This window comes from Streptococcus infantis (genome assembly GCF_000960085.1).
GTDB classification, from domain to species: Bacteria; Bacillota; Bacilli; order Lactobacillales; family Streptococcaceae; genus Streptococcus; species Streptococcus infantis_C.
Window position 1 is genome coordinate 18997 of the sequence record NZ_JYGT01000007.1, and the last position, 18151, is coordinate 37147.

An 18151-nucleotide genomic window follows, 5' to 3' on the forward strand; every position below is an offset into this window, starting at 1 on the left:
ACTATTAGTTCTAGGAATAACTATATTTTTAGCACCGTCCCTAGCCCGTATTCAGTTCAGCAAATACGGACCACCCTTCTCCTTTCTATTCGTCGCCTCACAGAGCGACATTAAATAAGATACAAAGGACGAATAGAAAGCGATTGAATTTTAGGAAACCAAGGAAGGATTGACAATCCAAGTTGGTTTCTCTAAATTCCGAGCTTTCCGTCCGTGTTCAGTTACATAAATTCTCCGACGATTTCACACTCGTCATTAATTTGCTTGTTTAAAGGCTTCCATCATCTCAATGAACTCGTCAAATAGATAACTTGCATCGTGTGGACCAGGAGCTGCATCTGGGTGGAATTGCACAGAGAAACCTGGTAGATATCTGTGACGTACGCCTTCAACTGACTTGTCATTGATTTCTTCGTGGGTGATAATCAAGTGCTCTGGTAAGTCCTCACGACTAACGGCATAACCATGGTTTTGACTAGTAAAGTCCACTCGCCCAGTTGCAATTTCACGTACTGCATGGTTAAAGCCACGGTGACCAAACTTCATCTTGTAAGTCTTGGCACCATTTGCCATTGCAAAGAGCTGGTGACCCATACAAATACCAAAGATTGGAATCTTCCCTAGAATCCCACGAATCATGTCGAGCGCTTCTGGAACATCTTCTGGATTTCCCGGACCATTTGACAACATAACTCCGTCAGGATTCAAATGTAGAATTTCCTCAGCTGTAGTTGTGTATGGAACTACAGTCACGTTACAATCGCGTTTTGAAAGTTCTCGTAAAATAGAATGTTTAAGTCCAAAGTCTACTAAAACAACACTCAAACCAACTCCTGGAGCTGGATAAGAAGTCTTGGTTGAAACTTGTCTGATATTATCAGTTGGCAAAACAGTTGCTTGAAGTTGATCTGCAATATGATCCATGCTATCTCCAGCATGAGTCAAGGTTGCACGCATCGTCCCATGTTTACGGATAATTTTTGTAAGTGCACGGGTATCAATTCCTGAAATACCAGGAATTTTCTTAGCTTTCAAGAATTCATCCAGCGTCATTTGATTCCGCCAGTTACTTGCTCTACGTGCCTCTTCAAATACTACAACACCCTTGCAGGTAGGGCTAATAGATTCGTAATCATCACGGTTAATCCCATAATTCCCCACCAATGGATAAGTGAAGGTCAAGATTTGTCCATTATAAGACTGGTCTGTAATGGATTCTTGATAGCCTGTCATCCCTGTGTTAAAGACGATTTCCCCTGTTACATCAATATCTGCACCGAAGGCTTTACCTTCAAAAACTGTGCCATCTTCTAAAACTAGAAGTCGTTTTGTCATATTCTCACCTCTCGTGGACGCTCACTGGCGTCTTTTAACGTTTTGTGTCTTATTTGGCTTTTCTACTTGCCAATACGGATTCTAAGATTGCCATTCGAACAAAGACTCCATTGGTCATTTGTTGGACAATGCGTGATTTTGGAGCTTCAACCAAGTGGTCAGCAATTTCTACATCCCGATTTACCGGAGCTGGATGCATAATGATTGCTCCTTCTTTTAAGCGATTGTAGCGTTCTTGGTTCAAGCCATGTTGAGCATGATAGCCTTCTTTTGAAAAGACGGCTCCACTCTCGTGGCGTTCATGTTGAACCCGAAGCAACATCAGAACATCCACCTGGTCAACAATCTCATCAATGGTAACAAACTGTCCATAGTCCGCAAACTCTTGGCTTCTCCATTCCTCAGGTCCTGCAAAATAAAGTTCTGCACCTAAGCGCTTCAAAATCTGCATATTAGACTTGGCAACACGTGAATGGTCCAAGTCACCAGCAATCGCGACCTTGAGTCCTTCAAAATGTCCGAATTCTTCATAAATGGTCATCAAATCAAGCAAGCTCTGGCTAGGATGTTGTCCTGATCCATCGCCTCCGTTGATAATTGAAGTCGTAATCGTCGGACTCGCAATCAATTCTCTGTAGTAATCAACCTCAGGGTGACGAATAACGCAGACATCTACACCAAGCGCTGACAAAGTCAGGATAGTGTCATACAGTGTCTCACCCTTGTTGACTGAACTTGTCTTTACATCAAAGTCAAGTCGTTCCAAGCCTAGTTTGATCTCTGCAACTTCGAACGATTTATGCGTTCTTGTCGAATTTTCAAAGAAAAGATTGGAAACAATGGGATGGTCTTCGTAAGGGATCTGAGCTCCATTTTTAAACTCAATCCCTCGTTTAATCAATTTCATAACCTGATCCACAGTAAGATCTTCCATGGACACCACATGGTTGAGTGCTTGTTGATTTTCTGACATGGCTACTCCTTTAGCTATTAAGCTTCTTCAGTAATCAAAACTCTATCTTGGCCATCAAGTTCTGTCATCTCAACGATGATTTCTTCAGAACGACTGGTTGGAATATTTTTCCCAACGTAATCTGGTCGAATTGGCAATTCTCTGTGTCCACGGTCAACTAGCACCGCAAGACTCACGCGCGCTGGACGACCATGTCCGACAATGTTATCAATAGCAGCACGGATGGTACGACCTGTATAGAGCACATCATCCACCAAGATGACCTCGCGGTCTGTCACATCGACAGAAATCAATGAAGTATCCTCACCACTTTTAACATCGTCGCGGAAAGGTTTAGTATCTAATTCTACAACAGGAACTGAGATGTTTTCCAATTGTTCCAAGCGTTCTTGAATACGGTGAGCAATAAAGACACCACGTGTTTTGATACCCGCTAAAATGATCTTATTCAAATCTTTATTGCGTTCGATGATTTCATAAGTGATACGCGTAATTGCTCGCTTGACGGTTAATTCGTCTACAACTTCTTTTGTCTTCATGACAAACCTCCAAAAAGAAAAGTCTCCTTTTTCAAGGAGACTTGAGAATGTATAACTAAGCGAGCCTTACTGTAAACAGTATAGACTTACTCTTCTACTTTATCGAGCTCCTTGCCTGCCTCACGGGACAGGTTTAAAGGAATATTTTATTGTCCTTACTATATCACAAAGCCTAGTGCAAAGCAAGCAAAAACATTCAATGCTAAGTCTTATAAAGAACTAAAATCGTACAATTGTGGATAGTGTTCGCATTCTGGATTTTTGGGATGACAGATGGCACGACCAAAGTAAATCATAGCCTGATGGGCCGCCAACCATTCTTCTGGTGGCAAGACTTCCATGACACGTTTTTCAACTTCAAGTGGCGTAGCAGATTTTTTAACAATATCATGGTGTTTGCAGATACGTTCTACGTGAGTATCAACTGCAAAAGCTGGAATTCCAAATCCCACACTTAATACTACATTGGCTGTTTTTCGGCCAACTCCTGCCAAACTCTCTAATTCTTCCCTAGTCTGAGGAACTTGACCATCAAAATCGTCTAGTAACTGCTGGGCACATTTCTTAAGAAACTTAGCCTTATTGCGATAGAGACCTAGACGAGAAATATGTTTAGAAATTTCACTCTCGCTTGCATCTGCCATAGCTTGAGGCGTTGGAAAAGCTGCAAAGAGGGCTGGTGTGGCCTTGTTGACTGCAGCATCTGTCGTCTGAGCAGACAACATGACTGCAACTAGCAATTCAAAATGATTGCGAAAATCTAGACTTGGTTTCGCATCGGGAAAAAGAGCAATAATTTCTTCTATGACATGACGTGCACGTTTTTTGGATAAAACCATCTACTCATCTCCGTCGAACAGTCCTTGCAAACCTGCAAAAGGACTATTTTCTTCTTTCTTAACTGCTTGTTGAGCTTGATATTCTTCCTCAGACATGATTTGCCAGTCATTTCCAGAAACAAATCCCTGGCCAGCTTCTTCTTCAGCTGTTAAGACTTTGATTGGAATGTTGAGCAAAATATTATCTGAAACACTCTCTGCCAAGTCAATTTCACCATTTTCAATCGGTAATACTAAGTCATCATCTAGAACTTCTTGGTCCAGTTGATTGGTAGCACCTTCCATAAAGACTTCCGTTACTGGATATGATTCTTTCAATTCTACCGGTTCCATACTACGGCTAGAAGCTAGGACAATTGTATATGACAAGAGATAGTCTAGGAAAAACATTCGGTCTTCGTACTGAACCTTCCCTACTGCTTTGATATCTTTTACATCTAAAATTTCTTGATTACGAGCACGTAAGTCAGTTGCCAAGTCTAAAGTTTGCTCAAAGTGCAAGCCTTCAGGCTGCTTACAAATTTCTTGAATATTTAATTTCATACTTCCTCCATAAAGATTTACTCCCTTGATTATACCATGAAAAGAGCGCTAGCAAGGCAACTAAACTTTCAAAAAATCATTCTCTATTTTTTGATATATTTATTATGACAATTTTATTTTTTGTGCTATACTATAGGCATCAATACATGAGCAAAGGAGGACGCTCATATGGAAGACAAAGCTCTTTTAACAGAAGCCTATCAACTAGTTTCGAAATTAAACCAAACAATACAAAGCTGTAAACAGGGATTACCTGATGATCTACGCTTACAGCAAAATATAGACGAAATTCTCAGAGCACTTAAAAAAGCTGAGAAAGTAGACAACGCCATCTTAATTGAACTGGAATCTTTTTACCAACGGATTAGTCTTTTAATTGGACTTGGTTCACTGAAATTAAATGACCAAGCCCGCACTGCTTGGAGAAACTATGACAAGTTCCACTACGCTCAAGTTAAGCACGTTTTGACACTCTATGGACCTGTTTTTGGTTTTTAAAAATAGAGGATTTTCTGGCTTAATCTTGACAAATTTTCTCAAAAAGAGTATGATGATTGCAACAATATTCGGAGGTAAGGGAGATATGAACAACTAAGTCTATCAAATAAAGAACCTTTATTTAGTAGATCTTGTTTCTGTCTCTTTTTTGTGTGCTCTTTTTCTGCTGGATTTTCAGCCCTTTTAAAAGAGTTTTTTTGACATAGACGATTAGCTCTACTAGGTAAAGTAGAGCTTTTTGTTATGCAATATGGACATTCTAGAAAGGGCAATAATATGATAAAAATCAATCATCTGACCATTACACAAAACAAAGATTTAAGAGACCTTGTTTCCGATTTAAACATTAACATCCAAGACGGAGAAAAGGTCGCTATTATTGGTGAAGAAGGAAATGGAAAATCAACCTTACTTCGAACTTTAATGGGAGAAAGATTAGCTGATTTCTCTATCAGGGGAGAAATCCAATCTGACCTTCAGTCCCTGGCCTACATTCCCCAACATCTCCCTGAAGAACTGAAGAAAAAATCTCTACAGGACTACTTCTTTTTAGAGTCTACAGATTTGGACTACAGTATTCTTTATCGTTTGGCGGAGGAGTTGCATTTTGATAGTGATCGCTTCGCTAGTGACCAAGAAATTGGCAGTCTATCAGGTGGCGAAGCTTTGAAAGTTCAACTCATCCATGAGTTAGCAAAACCTTTTGCGATTCTATTTTTAGATGAACCTTCAAATGACCTGGATATAGAGATGGTTGATTGGCTAAAAAAACAGATTCAAAAAATGAGGCAAACCGTTATTTTCATTTCTCATGATGAAGATTTTCTATCTCAGACGGCAGACACAATTATCCACTTGCGACTGATCAAGCACCGGAAAGAAGCGGAAACGCTAGTCGAGCATTTAGACTACGATAGCTATAGTGACCAGAGAAAGGCTAATTTTGCCAGACAAAGCCAGCAAGCTGCTAACGACCAGAGAGCCTATGACAAAACCATGGAGAAGCATCGTCGCGTCAAGCAAAATGTAGAAACTGCACTTCGAGCTACCAAAGACAGTACTGCCGGTCGCCTATTAGCTAAAAAGATGAAAAATGTTCTTTCTCAAGAAAAACGCTACGAAAAAGTAGCTCAGTCCATGACCCAAAAGCCACTTGAAGAGGAACAAATCCAACTTTTCTTTTCAGATATAGAGCCATTAGCGGCTTCAAAAGTCTTAGTTAGACTAGAAAATGAGACTTTATCCATTGGCCAACAAATTCTGTCTCAAGGGCTACAATTAACTGTCCGTGGTCAAGATAAAATCGGCATTATCGGTCCCAATGGCGTTGGCAAATCCACTCTCTTAGCAAGGTTACATCAACTACTAAGCGGCAAAAGAGAGATTTTGCTTGGATTTATGCCACAAGATTACCAAGAAACACTGCAATTGGATCTATCCCCAGTAGAATTTCTCAGCCAAACTGGACACAAAGAGGAAATACAGAAAATCCAATCTCACTTAGCCAGTCTTAATTTCAGCTATCCAGAGATGCACCACCAAATCAACTCCTTATCTGGTGGTCAACAAGGCAAACTCCTTCTTTTGAATTTAGTTCTACGTAAACCAAACTTTCTCCTTCTGGATGAACCCACACGAAATTTTTCTCCAACTTCTCAACCAGAAATAAGAAAACTCTTTGCCAATTATTCTGGTGGTCTTGTCACTGTTTCGCATGATCGACGTTTCTTAAAAGAAGTTTGTACGAGTATCTATAGTCTGACAGAGCATGGTTTGGAAGTAGTTGATTTACAAGACCTTTAACTTTTGGAAATAAAACATCCAGAGGAAAACCTCTGGATATTTTTTACATATGTTTCAAACGCTCAATCCGTTCTGAAATAGGTGGATGCGTGTAAAATAGTTTTTTCAAGAAACCTGGTTTTTGAGGATCATTGATATAAAGTGCACTACTAGCATCATCCACATGATGACTCATGGGTTGACTATTATCTAATTTTTGTAAAGCATTGATCATCCCTTGAGGATTACGAGTTAGTTCAACACTCGAAGCATCCGCCAAAAATTCCCGCTGGCGAGAAATAGCTAATTGCACTAAAGTTGCTGCTAAAGGCGCTAAAACAATGGATAGGAGAGAAATTACTAACATAATCACTTCAAGTCCCCAACTATCACGATCATTACTTCTACGACTACGGCCAGCACCTCCCCACCACATCATACGACCAGCCATACTTGATAATAGCGTAATCGCACTAGCTAGAGCAACAGCAATAGTTGAAATACGAATATCGTAGTTGCGAATATGGCTAACCTCATGGCCGATCACGGCTTCTAACTCCTCACGGTTCATGATCTCTAAAAGTCCTGACGTAGCAGCAACAGCAGCATTTTGAGGATTCGAACCTGTGGCGAAAGCATTCAAACCTTGGTCATCAATAACATAAACTCGTGGCATAGGAATCTGAGCTACCATAGCCATATCCTCAACAACATGATAGAGAACAGGTTCTTCATTCCTATCAACCTCACGCGCACCATTCATACTCATGACAATCTCTGTAGATTGAAAAATCATGGTCAAGGCATAGATGAAACCGATAATCATGGCTACGGTCACTCCCCATATTCCTGAGTTTATGAAGAGAAAACCAACAGCATAACCAACCAAGGCTAACAAAAGAAAGAAGACAATTAATAGAACCCAAGTTTTTCGTTTATTACTAGCGATTTGTTTGTACAGCATCTTAGTCACCTAAACCACTAAAATCAACTCTAGGCACAGCCTTTTCTTCTTCTGGAGTTTGAAGGAAATCCGCTGCCTTGAAGCCAAATATAGTCGCAACCAGATTACTTGGGAAAGTTTCTAATTTAACATTGTAGTTGCTAACGACACTATTATAAAGCTGACGTGAATAAGAAATTTTATTTTCTGTGTTAGTCAGTTCTTCTTGTAAGTGAGCAAAATTGCTACTAGCCTTCAAGTCAGGATAATTCTCTGCAACCGCAAAAATACCAGATACCTGACGAGTCAGTGCATCACTAGCTTTCATGGCTTCCGCGGGTGTAGTTGCTGCAGCTACTTGTGTTCGAAGTTGAGTAACTTTTTCCAGAGTAGAGTTTTCATATTTCGCATAACCTTTAACTGTTTCAATTAAGTTCGGTAAGAGATCATTTCGACGCTTCAACTGAACATCAATCTGACTCCAAGCTTCCTTGGTCTGCATACGATTTTTCACCAATTTATTATAGCAGTCAATTACCAAGAAAATAATTAGCGCAAGAAGTCCATAAAAAATCCAATTCATCATAAAGCTCCTTTCTGCCTTTTGATTAGTACAAGTATATCAAATTTCCATGTTTTTGTGGTAAAATAAGATGATATACAAGAAGGATATAACTATGAAACCAGAAACTTTTTACACATTACTCACTGAACAAAATATTGTTCTTACTGACCAGCAAAAAGCACAATTTGAGCGTTATTTTGAACTCTTAGTCGAGTGGAATGAAAAAATCAATCTAACTGCCATTACGGATAAGGAAGAAGTCTATCTCAAGCATTTTTATGATTCGATTGCACCTATCCTGCAAGGGTTGATTGAAAATCAGGAAATTAAGTTATTAGATATTGGAGCTGGTGCTGGATTTCCAAGCCTTCCTATGAAAATTCTTTACCCTCAGTTAGATATAACCATTATTGACTCTCTAAACAAGCGAATCAACTTCCTTAATCTCTTAGCACAAGAGTTAGACTTAGAAAATGTTCACTTCTACCATGGACGTGCAGAAGATTTCGGTCAAGACAAGAATTTTCGTGCCCAGTTTGATATCGTCACAGCTCGAGCAGTTGCTCGTCTGCAGGTCTTATCTGAATTAACCATTCCTTTTCTAAAAATCGGTGGAAAATTACTGGCACTCAAGGCAAGCAATGCACCCGAGGAATTGGCAGAGGCAAAAAATGCTCTTACCCTTCTCTTTAGCAAAGTTGAGGACAACATCAGCTATACTCTTCCCAATGGAGATCCTCGCTATATTACTGTAGTAGATAAGAAAAAAGAAACTCCAAATAAATATCCAAGAAAAGCAGGTATGCCAAATAAACGCCCGCTTTAGAGGAATTATAAATAAATCTGCAGAATCAACCTCGCTTTCCTATTTCTAGGCTCGGGAAAAATTCGTTTACAAAACGAATTTTTTCTGCTATACTATCCTAAGCAAAGGTTTTTAATGTCATCCCGTGAGGTGACGAAGACGCAGATATACATAACATTCATTAAATACGGTCAATTATTTTTTAATGAAGTCTTACTCTGAGAGCCTATTGCTGTAAAATAATGGGCTCTTTTTTGATGCCCAAAAGTGAGGTATTTATGAAACAAGAATCAACTGTTGATTTGTTATTAGACGTCGACCAACGTCCGTCTGTTGGTAAGGGAATTCTTCTCAGCTTCCAGCACGTTTTTGCTATGTTTGGTGCAACAATTTTGGTCCCACTGATTTTGGGAATGCCTGTATCCGTTGCCCTCTTTGCTTCAGGGGTTGGTACCCTCATCTATATGATTGCAACAGGTTTTAGAGTTCCTGTTTATCTTGGTTCTTCTTTCGCCTTTATTACAGCTATGTCACTTGCCATGAAAGAAATGGGTGGTGATGTATCTGCTGCTCAGACAGGGGTTATCCTAACTGGTTTTGTTTATGTCCTTGTTGCTGCAAGTGTTCGTTTCGCGGGTACAAAATGGATTGATAAACTCTTGCCCCCAATCATTATCGGACCAATGATTATTGTTATCGGTCTTGGACTTGCTGGTTCTGCCGTAACCAATGCTGGGCTTGTAGCAGACGGAAACTGGAAAAACGCTCTTGTAGCCGTTGTTACTTTCTTGATTGCTGCCTTTATCAATACAAAGGGAAAAGGTTTCCTTCGTATCATCCCTTTCCTCTTTGCCATTATTGGTGGATATCTCTTTGCCCTAGCGCTCGGCTTGGTTGACTTCACTCCTGTTCTTCAAGCTAACTGGTTTGAAATTCCTGGTTTCTACCTACCATTTAATACAGGTGGTGCTTTCAAACAATACGACCTTTACTTTGGTCCTGAAACAATCGCCATCTTACCAATCGCTATCGTAACCATTTCAGAACATATCGGTGACCACACCGTTCTAGGTCAAATCTGTGGACGCCAATTCTTGAAAGACCCAGGTCTTCATCGTACCCTTCTCGGTGATGGTATCGCAACTTCTGTTTCTGCCTTCCTTGGTGGACCAGCAAATACGACTTACGGTGAAAATACAGGGGTTATTGGTATGACTCGCATCGCTTCTGTCTCTGTTATCCGTAACGCTGCTTTTATCGCTATTGCCCTTAGCTTCCTTGGTAAATTTACTGCCTTGATTTCTACAATTCCAAACGCTGTACTTGGTGGTATGTCAATCCTTCTATACGGGGTTATCGCAAGCAACGGTTTGAAAGTCTTGATCAAGGAACGTGTTGATTTTGGTCAAATGCGTAACCTAATCATCGCAAGTGCGATGTTGGTACTTGGACTTGGTGGAGCAATCCTCAAACTTGGTCCAGTTACCCTTTCTGGGACTGCTCTTTCAGCTATGACAGGTATCATCTTGAACTTGATTTTACCATACGAAAATAAAGATTAAATATTTAAATCTCTAAACATAAAAAATCCACTCAAATAAAGAGTGGATTTTTTATGACCTTTTTGGATTCTGTTTCTTTTCTAACATTAAATCCTTCAATGAAATAATGGTTACAGCTAGTAAAATCATTGTCATACCAAGAAAAACTACTGGATAAAAGATATCCCCCATAATCATAAAGGCAAAAAACACTGCCGAGATGGGCTCAATAGATGCCAAAAGACTAGACTTGACCGGTCCAATCATACTGGCACCCTTAAGAAAGGCTGTATAGGCAAAGACTGTTCCAATAAGGATAATACCTGCAAAAGCTAGAATGGTATCAAAAGCTAAGGGGACACTAGCACCGATAATCCCAGTAAATGGCACCGCTACAAACCCAGAGATGGTCATCCCAACACCAATGACTAGAATACTCCCCCACTTTTGAATCAAATGAATGGGTAAAATGATATAAAGAGCATAGGTCAGAGCTGAGAACAAACCCCAGAAGAGTCCAGCTAGTATCATAGAAAGCTGATCCAACTGCCCATGGGTTGCAATGAGAAAAGTTCCACCTATAGCCAAAATCATAGACAGAATTTCTGAAAGTGTAGGGGCTACCTTATCTTTTATACAAGTATAAGCTAAGATTCCAACTGGACAGACATACTGAAGGACTGTCGCTGTACCAGCATTTGTTTCCTGAATAGCTGATAAATAGGCCAATTGATTTAAAAAGAGCCCAAACAAAGAAAATAACAAGAGAGAAAACAGACTTGATTTATCCGTCAGAAAAGCCAAAAACTGTTCTTTAGATTTTATATAAGATAAAAGAACCAAGAGAAGACCTGCGATAATTAAACGAATATTGGTTAAAACAAGAGCAGAAATTCCTTGAGCCATCAGGTACTGCCCACTGGTTCCTGACAGTCCCCAAGCAATACCTGCAATGACTGTAAATAGAGTTCCTTTTAAAGCTTTAGACATAAGTCCTCCCTAGTCTGCTTCACGTATTAAGTCCATGACTTGATTACGGTCCAATATCCACTGGGCACGCTCATCTTTTTCATAGGTTCGGTTAGAGAGAAAGATTACTGCCTCTTGTTTCTTTCGATTCCACATGATAAAAGTTCCAGTATAGCCTGTATGGTCCAACCATTCACCTTCTATATTCCAAGCCAATGAACGTTCCTTGTCATCCAAGTCTGAATAATTTTGACTTAAGTCTTCAGCAAAGGAATCCTGTAAATAATGCTCTAGGAAGATTTTTAAATCATGAACAGTTGAAAATAAACCTGCACTCCCAGCGTGTCTACCTAGTAAACGCGCCTTGGGATCATGTACCACTCCTGCTTTCTGACCACGAGCAGTCGGCACAGCACTGGTTACAGGACCAAACCTCGTTTCCTTCATCTTCCATGGATCCAAAACTTGCTCTTGTAAAATCTGATCCAGGTCCTTTTCAAAATAGGATTCTAAGAGAAAACCAAGCAAGAGAAAGTGCACATCCGAGTAGAGAAAAGCTCGTTTCTCTCGACGATTCAGATGAAACATGGCATCTTTAAGTTGGTCTGCTGAGAGCTGATCTCTATTAGGGATAAAAGGATCTAAATCCGTCGCATGAGTTAATAATTGTCGAACGGTGATGTCTGGATAATCCGTCTCTGGAAGGTACGCCTTTATGGATTGATTGAGCTCAATCTTACCTTCCTTCCACAAGAAGGTTAAGACCGTTCCTACTCCGACGACCTTGCTCACACTTGCTAAATCATAGACCAACCCTTCACGCGTCTTCTCAGCAATTTCTGGATTTGCTTTACCTAGATACCAGTCAGACCAAACGCCATACTGATAATACGCAAAAGAGGCACCAGGATAAATCCCTGCCTCAATTTGTTGCTCTATTTTTTGAATGATTTTTTGTTTCATACTGCTTCAAACCACAATTCGACATTGTTGGTATCCTTAGTTAGGAAGAACTTCTCAGATTTAGGAATAAAGTCACCTGTAGCTTCAAAACGTTGGCGAAGACTTGCTAGGTCAAGTTCTTTCACTTGGAATTTCAACATAGACAAGTCCCAAGTTACATTATTTTCAACAAGTAAATCACCGCCTTGAGCTTCTCTAAAAGCGATTCGATTTTCGATTTCTTCTTTTTCAAGTAGGCTGCTTGTATCTTCTGGCAAGTTAACTTCCACTGAGATTTCAAACGCCGTCAAATATTGCATGTTCTCGTCTTTTGAAAAAGTGACTTCTTCTTCAACCTTTTCCAAATCTCTAACATCATCTTCCGCATGGACAAGGACACAATCGCCTTCTGGAGAAAGAACCTCAAAAGCATATCCCTTGTTTCCTTTATAGAGTTGATGAAGCTTTTCCATTCTAGCTAGTAGCGCTTCAATCTCAGATGAATTTTCTACTTTTACAATCAATCTAGCTAATTTTTTTACCCCTTCAACCTTACGGCTTCTCATACTCGGTGACTCTTCTAAAACTAACTTTTCTATGCCTGACTGGTCTCCTAATGATAAGAAGGCTGACTCTTCAAGCAAGGGTTTCATACCCAAAGTCTCAATATAAAATGATTCATTTAAATTTCTATTATTTACCTTTAGCGTCGGGATCATACGCACAATTTGATTTACAATCATAAATTCCTCCAACACTTTTTATTTTAAAGGATTTTATCTTATTTTACAAGTTATTCAACTAAAAACTTTAACTATATTAACTCTTTAAATAAATAAATCCCCCTTCTACTGACAGAAGGGGGACTTATTTATTTACTAAAAATCCTTATTTAGTCTTTCCAAGATAGTGTTGCTTGTAGACCGTAATGATCGCTCACCTGTGGACTGTTTTTACCATCAAAGACCACGTGAAGTTTTTCTACCTGCACATCCTTTGTTGTAAAGATATAATCGATTCGAAGAGGTTCGCTGTTTCCCTTCCAACCATCAATTTCAGGCGGAACGGTGTAGCTACCACTTCTTTCTTTTGCAACTTCAAATGCATCTTGCAAGTCTAGTGGACTAGCTAAAATAGCTTGGTAACCCTCTTGGCCAGCAGGATTATTGAAATCACCTGCTAGTAAGAGAGTCTTATTTAATTCTTTCAGAACTGCTTCAAAACGCGCCCATTCCTCTTGGAAGCCTTTATCCCACCAAGAGAGATGGACACTCGCAACAGCAAGTTCTTTACCTTCAACTACTGTTTCTGCTAAAGCAACTCGTCGTGTGTGATAATCTGTCGGATCATCCACATCTGAAACCAAAATCTCACGCTCTTCAATCGGTGTTTTAGATAGGATTGCAACACCTTCATGATAGCGGTCATAACCGATATGGTTATAAGCCCATGTCCAATAGTATTTCAGTCCTTTTTCAGCTAATTTCTCTACCATAAGGCGGACATAGTGGTCTTGGTGAATCAGTTCTGCTGAAGGTAACGGATGATAAAGTGGACCAGCCTCTACTTGCTCTGAGGTGATTTCTTGGTTAATTTCCTGAAAACAAATCAAATCATACTTGTGTTCAAGGATATCTTGCAACAAGAGCTGAAATTTTTCTTCAGGATCTTTTTCCATCCAACTATGAGTATTGAGTGTTAAAAACTTCATGCTTTTCTCCTATAAACAAGAGGTTGGAAAAATACTTCCAACCTCCTAAATATTACAATTCTACTTTTGCAACTGGTGTGTTAGCTGCAAGAGAACCTGTTTGTTCTAATTTAACTGATTTAATTGCATCGCCATTTGTAAAGACAACTACAGTTGTAGTTTCACGACCAGCTTCGCGGATAGCACCTAAGTCAGCTGTGACAAGAAGATCACCTGCAGCAACTTGTTGTCCTTCAGCAACACGAACTGTAAATGGTTTTCCTTCAAGACTTACTGTGTCTAAACCAATGTGAACAAGTACTTCGAGGCCTGCTTCAGTCACAAGACCAAGAGCATGTTTAGTTGGGAAGATGCTTGATACAGTACCTGATACTGGAGATACAATGTTTCCGTTTGCTGGTTCTACTGCAAATCCATCACCCATCATTTTTTGTGCGAATACAGGATCCTTCACTTGGTCCAATTCAATCACTTGACCGTCAGCAACTGAGTAAACTTCTTCAGTCACACCTTTATATACAACAGCATCTTTTTGAGCTGCTGCCATTTGACTTGGAAGAGTTTCAGGAATCACTTCACCTGAGTCAAGGATATCTTGGATATCTGATTTCAAAACGTCAGCTTTAGGTCCATAAATAGCTTGGACACCTTGTCCTTTCATGACAAGTCCCATAGCTCCTTCAGCCTTCCATTGTTCTTCTGTTCCGACTTTTTCAGCGTCTTTTACAGTAACACGAAGACGAGTCATACATGCATCCACATCAACGATATTCGCACGTCCACCAAGAAGGTTGATGATGTTCACAGCTTGAGAAGCTTCTGCAACTTTTGACTCACCAGCAGCTGCAGATTCTGATGAACCTTCAGCATTTTCGTAGTTTCCGTTACGTCCTGGAGTTGCGTAGTTGAATTTCTTGATCATGAAGTTAGCGATAACATACATAATAACTGCAAAAAGTACTGTTACCCAAATAAAGTTAATGATATCCATACCAAGACCAGCGTTGATAGCTAATGGTGTACGAGTCAAGAATTCGATTGAGCCGAATGAGTGAACACGAAGGTTCACAATATCAGCCATTGCAAAGGCAGCACCTTGAACAAGAGCGTAGACAAGGTAAAGAGGTGTTGCGATGAACATGAACATGTACTCAATTGGTTCAGTTACCCCTGTCAAGAATGTTGCAAGAGCAGTTGCAATCATCATACCTTTGTATTGGTGTTTCTTATCTGGATCAACGTTACGGTAGATAGCCACAATTACACCCATCAAGATACCAAACGAACCAATCATTTGTCCAACTTTGAAACGAGCTGGATGTACTGTATCTAACAAGTGTTGGTATTGACCTGCGTCAGTACCTTTAAGGTTTACAAGGTCAGTTACCCATGCAAGCCAAAGTGGATCTTGTCCAAATACTTGAGTGCCTTTTGCTGCACCAGTTAACACATCATAAGTACCACCAAGAGCTGTATAGTTCATTGGGATAGTCAACATGTGGTGAAGTCCGAATGGCAAGAGCAAGCGTTCCAAAGTACCATACAAGAATGGTGCAAGAACTGGTGCTGTTTCTTGTGAATTGGCAATCCAGATACCGAAGTTGTTGATACCTGTTTGAACAACTGGCCAGAAAGCTGAAAGAAGAATTGCAGCGATTGCTGAGCGAAGAATAACTACAAATGGTACAAAACGTTTCCCGTTAAAGAATGAAAGGGCATCAGGAAGTTTACGGAAATTATAGTATTTGTTAAATGCAGTCGCTCCAACAAAACCTGAGATAATCCCTACAAATACCCCCATGTTAAGGGCTGGTGCCTCAAGTACACTAATGAAGTAATCAGCAACCTTGATAGATCCACCAAAGATTGTTGAAACCATAGCGTTAGGATCTTTCAACATATCCCCTGATACACCGAAGATTGTACCAGTGATACGGTTAATAAGGATAAATGCAAGACCTGCCGCAAAAGCACCACCAGCACGTTCTTTAGCCCAGCTTCCTCCAATAGCGAGGGCAAACAAAATATGAAGGTTACCGATAACTCCCCAACCAATTTGCTCTAGTACGCCACCAGTAATAACTAGGGGAGCAAGGTTTGGGTCAATCATTGCAAGTGACTTACCGATTGAGATCATCAATCCAGCCGCTGGCATAACAGCGATAACCACCATTAGAGCCTTACCGAATTTTTGCCAAAATTCGAAAGACAAGACATTTTTGAATGTATCTTTCATCATTCAAATCTCCTTTTATATTTATTAGGCAAACGTTTTACGAAAACGTTTGCACTTGTTTGTGACTTAATTATACCACTTTTTATTTTTTTGTAAAGGCTTTTTTAAAAATTTTTTTCTGTCCAATCATTTCAATATCTCTCACTTATTTGCTGACTTTGAGTTTGCAGGTCTTTTTTGATATAATATTAGCTATGAAATCCTATAATACCTTGAATGATTACTATCGAAATTTATTTGGAGAAAAGACTTTTAAAGTCCCTATTGATGCTGGCTTTGATTGTCCCAATCGAGATGGAACTGTAGCACATGGAGGCTGTACTTTTTGTACTGTTTCTGGTTCTGGAGATGCAATCGTTGCTCCTGATGCTCCTATTCGCGAGCAATTTTATAAGGAAATTGACTTTATGCACCGTAAATGGCCAGATGTAAAAAAATATCTAGTCTATTTCCAAAACTTTACTAATACTCATGAAAAGCTCGAAGTGATTCGTGAACGCTATGAACAGGCTATTAATGAACCTGGTGTTGTTGGAATCAATATCGGTACACGACCAGATTGCCTGCCTGATGAGACTATCGAATACTTGGCAGATCTGTCAGAACGAATGCATGTTACTGTAGAACTAGGCTTACAAACAACCTATGAGGAAACTTCTGAATTGATTAACCGTGCCCACTCCTATGAACTCTACGTGGAAACGGTTAAGCGCTTGAGAAAATATCCCAAGATTGAAATTGTAGCTCATTTGATTAATGGTTTACCAGGTGAAACTCATGACATGATGGTGGAAAATGTTCGTCGTTGTGTGACTGATAATGATATCCAAGGGATTAAACTACACCTACTTCACCTTATGACGAATACTCGGATGCAGCGAGATTATCACGAAGGTCGTTTGCAGCTCATGAGTCAGGATGAATATGTCAAGGTTATCTGTGACCAACTAGAAATTATTCCAAAACATATTGTTATCCATCGCATAACAGGAGATGCACCTAGAGACATGCTGATTGGTCCTATGTGGAGTCTCAACAAATGGGAAGTTCTAAACAGCATTGAAGCTGAAATGAGACGTCGAGGTAGTGTCCAAGGATGCAAGGCTGTAAAACAGGAGTTTATGAATGAAAAGACCACTTGAATTGGCGCATGATTTTCTTGCCCAAGTCATCACAAAAGATGATGTTGTTGTAGATGCAACAATGGGAAATGGACATGATACACTTTTTCTTGCTAAATTAGCTAAACAAGTCTACGCTTTTGATATACAAGAACAAGCTCTTCAAAAAACAAGTCAACGTCTACAAGAAGCCGGTTTGACCAATGTTGAATTACTTCTCCAAGGTCATGAAACCGTAGATCAGTTTGTAACTGAGGTGAAGGCAGCCATCTTTAATCTAGGTTATCTTCCTTCTGCCGATAAGTCTATTATTACTAAACCTCACACAACCATTGAGGCACTTGAAAAACTCTGTCAGATGCTCGTTAAAGGCGGACGAATAGCCATCATGATTTATTACGGGCATGAAGGCGGAGATATAGAACGGGATGCTGTCTTAGATTTTGTCAGTCAGTTGCCACAACAAGAATACACTGCTACAATCTATCGTACCCTCAACCAAGTCAACAATCCACCATTTTTAGTTATGATTGAAAAATTAGAAAGGTATCGCCATGGATAAACAATACCTACGAGATAAAATAGAAGGACTTCGCCACAAATTTGTTGAATCAACCCAACATGAACGGGCAGTTGGTATGTTAGATGAAGCTCATATGAGCAAAAAGATGCTAAAAATCAAGAAAAAAATGATTACACTTGAAATGGAGCGTTGTCAAAAGAAAATCGAGCATAAGGACTGCTCTAAGATTGATCAAAAAATCCAAGAACAAAAGGAACTTTTTGAAGCTTGTCGCAAACAAAAATAA

The 18151-nt window shown here is 39.7% G+C and carries 19 protein-coding genes; 7 read left to right on the plus strand and 12 right to left on the minus strand.

Translation table 11 applies throughout. From position 1 onward, the window contains the following. Positions 1-255: 255 nt before the first annotated feature. From TZ94_RS02815 to TZ94_RS02835, 5 genes are all read right to left on the minus strand, one after another. On the minus strand, positions 256-1335 hold the full coding sequence (locus TZ94_RS02815; RefSeq protein ID WP_045613926.1) for a carbamoyl phosphate synthase small subunit: 1080 nt from the start codon (positions 1333-1335) through the stop codon (positions 256-258). A 49-nt stretch (positions 1336-1384) separates the two neighbouring features. Next, positions 1385-2308: an aspartate carbamoyltransferase catalytic subunit gene (locus TZ94_RS02820; protein ID WP_045613929.1), complete on the minus strand. Its 924-nt coding sequence runs from the start codon at positions 2306-2308 to the stop codon at positions 1385-1387. A gap of 17 nt (positions 2309-2325) precedes the next feature. After that, positions 2326-2847 carry a bifunctional pyr operon transcriptional regulator/uracil phosphoribosyltransferase PyrR gene (gene pyrR / locus TZ94_RS02825; RefSeq protein WP_000850019.1) on the minus strand — a complete coding sequence of 174 codons (522 nt, stop codon included), beginning with the start codon at positions 2845-2847 and terminating at the stop codon, positions 2326-2328. A 209-nt stretch (positions 2848-3056) separates the two neighbouring features. Next, positions 3057-3686, minus strand: coding sequence for an endonuclease III (gene nth / locus TZ94_RS02830; RefSeq protein ID WP_045613931.1), 630 nt, complete (start codon positions 3684-3686; stop codon positions 3057-3059). After that, positions 3687-4229 carry a YceD family protein gene (locus TZ94_RS02835; RefSeq protein ID WP_045613932.1) on the minus strand — a complete coding sequence of 181 codons (543 nt, stop codon included), beginning with the start codon at positions 4227-4229 and terminating at the stop codon, positions 3687-3689. A gap of 168 nt (positions 4230-4397) precedes the next feature. Between TZ94_RS02835 and TZ94_RS02840 the strand changes: the two genes are divergently transcribed. Both TZ94_RS02840 and TZ94_RS02845 read left to right on the plus strand, forming a co-directional pair. Then, positions 4398-4727 carry a hypothetical protein gene (locus TZ94_RS02840; RefSeq protein ID WP_045613933.1) on the plus strand — a complete coding sequence of 110 codons (330 nt, stop codon included), beginning with the start codon at positions 4398-4400 and terminating at the stop codon, positions 4725-4727. Positions 4728-4970: 243 nt separating this feature from the next. Beyond that, positions 4971-6530 carry an ATP-binding cassette domain-containing protein gene (locus tag TZ94_RS02845; protein WP_045613934.1) on the plus strand — a complete coding sequence of 520 codons (1560 nt, stop codon included), beginning with the start codon at positions 4971-4973 and terminating at the stop codon, positions 6528-6530. A gap of 43 nt (positions 6531-6573) precedes the next feature. On the opposite strand, the gene htpX is transcribed toward TZ94_RS02845, so the two are convergent. After that, the gene (htpX, locus tag TZ94_RS02850) at positions 6574-7473 is read right to left on the minus strand and encodes a zinc metalloprotease HtpX (protein ID WP_045613935.1); all 900 of its coding nucleotides are present in this window, start codon (positions 7471-7473) and stop codon (positions 6574-6576) included. Between the two features lies 1 nt (position 7474). Further along, positions 7475-8035 (minus strand): LemA family protein, encoded by a 561-nt coding sequence (locus tag TZ94_RS02855; RefSeq protein WP_045613936.1) that lies wholly within the window; start codon positions 8033-8035, stop codon positions 7475-7477. Between the two features lie 94 nt (positions 8036-8129). On the opposite strand from TZ94_RS02855, the gene rsmG reads away from it, so the two are divergent. Together rsmG and TZ94_RS02865 are read left to right on the plus strand one after the other, a co-directional pair. Next, entirely contained in the window at positions 8130-8843 is a 714-nt protein-coding gene (rsmG, locus tag TZ94_RS02860) for a 16S rRNA (guanine(527)-N(7))-methyltransferase RsmG (RefSeq protein WP_045613937.1), read from the plus strand. 257 nt (positions 8844-9100) lie between these two features. Continuing rightward, on the plus strand, positions 9101-10384 hold the full coding sequence (locus TZ94_RS02865; RefSeq protein ID WP_045613938.1) for a uracil-xanthine permease family protein: 1284 nt from the start codon (positions 9101-9103) through the stop codon (positions 10382-10384). A 51-nt stretch (positions 10385-10435) separates the two neighbouring features. Here the strand turns inward: TZ94_RS02865 and TZ94_RS02870 are convergent, their stop codons facing one another. The 5 genes from TZ94_RS02870 to TZ94_RS02890 form a co-directional block, all read right to left on the minus strand. Continuing rightward, complete coding sequence (locus TZ94_RS02870) at positions 10436-11353, minus strand: DMT family transporter (RefSeq protein WP_045613939.1); 918 nt, start codon at positions 11351-11353, stop codon at positions 10436-10438. Positions 11354-11362: 9 nt separating this feature from the next. Next, entirely contained in the window at positions 11363-12295 is a 933-nt protein-coding gene (locus TZ94_RS02875) for a serine hydrolase domain-containing protein (RefSeq protein ID WP_045613941.1), read from the minus strand. After that, entirely contained in the window at positions 12292-13017 is a 726-nt protein-coding gene (locus TZ94_RS02880; protein ID WP_045613943.1) for a CppA N-terminal domain-containing protein, read from the minus strand. Before TZ94_RS02880 ends, TZ94_RS02875 begins: the two co-directional genes overlap by 4 nt. A gap of 149 nt (positions 13018-13166) precedes the next feature. Further along, positions 13167-13985: an endonuclease/exonuclease/phosphatase family protein gene (locus TZ94_RS02885; RefSeq protein WP_045613945.1), complete on the minus strand. Its 819-nt coding sequence runs from the start codon at positions 13983-13985 to the stop codon at positions 13167-13169. A 52-nt stretch (positions 13986-14037) separates the two neighbouring features. Then, positions 14038-16224, minus strand: a complete 2187-nt coding sequence (locus TZ94_RS02890) for a PTS transporter subunit IIBC (RefSeq protein ID WP_142321337.1) — start codon at positions 16222-16224, stop codon at positions 14038-14040. A gap of 191 nt (positions 16225-16415) precedes the next feature. On the opposite strand from TZ94_RS02890, the gene TZ94_RS02895 reads away from it, so the two are divergent. Genes TZ94_RS02895 through TZ94_RS02905 form a run of 3 tightly spaced genes read left to right on the plus strand, consistent with a single transcriptional unit; the run spans position 16416 to position 18151 of the window. After that, entirely contained in the window at positions 16416-17363 is a 948-nt protein-coding gene (locus tag TZ94_RS02895) for a TIGR01212 family radical SAM protein (protein ID WP_045613947.1), read from the plus strand. Then, on the plus strand, positions 17347-17904 hold the full coding sequence (locus TZ94_RS02900) for a tRNA (mnm(5)s(2)U34)-methyltransferase (RefSeq protein WP_045613950.1): 558 nt from the start codon (positions 17347-17349) through the stop codon (positions 17902-17904). The genes TZ94_RS02895 and TZ94_RS02900 overlap by 17 nt, the downstream gene beginning before the upstream one ends. Beyond that, a complete protein-coding gene (locus tag TZ94_RS02905; RefSeq protein ID WP_006150587.1) occupies positions 17897-18151 on the plus strand; it encodes a hypothetical protein in 255 nt (84 codons plus the stop codon). Before TZ94_RS02900 ends, TZ94_RS02905 begins: the two co-directional genes overlap by 8 nt.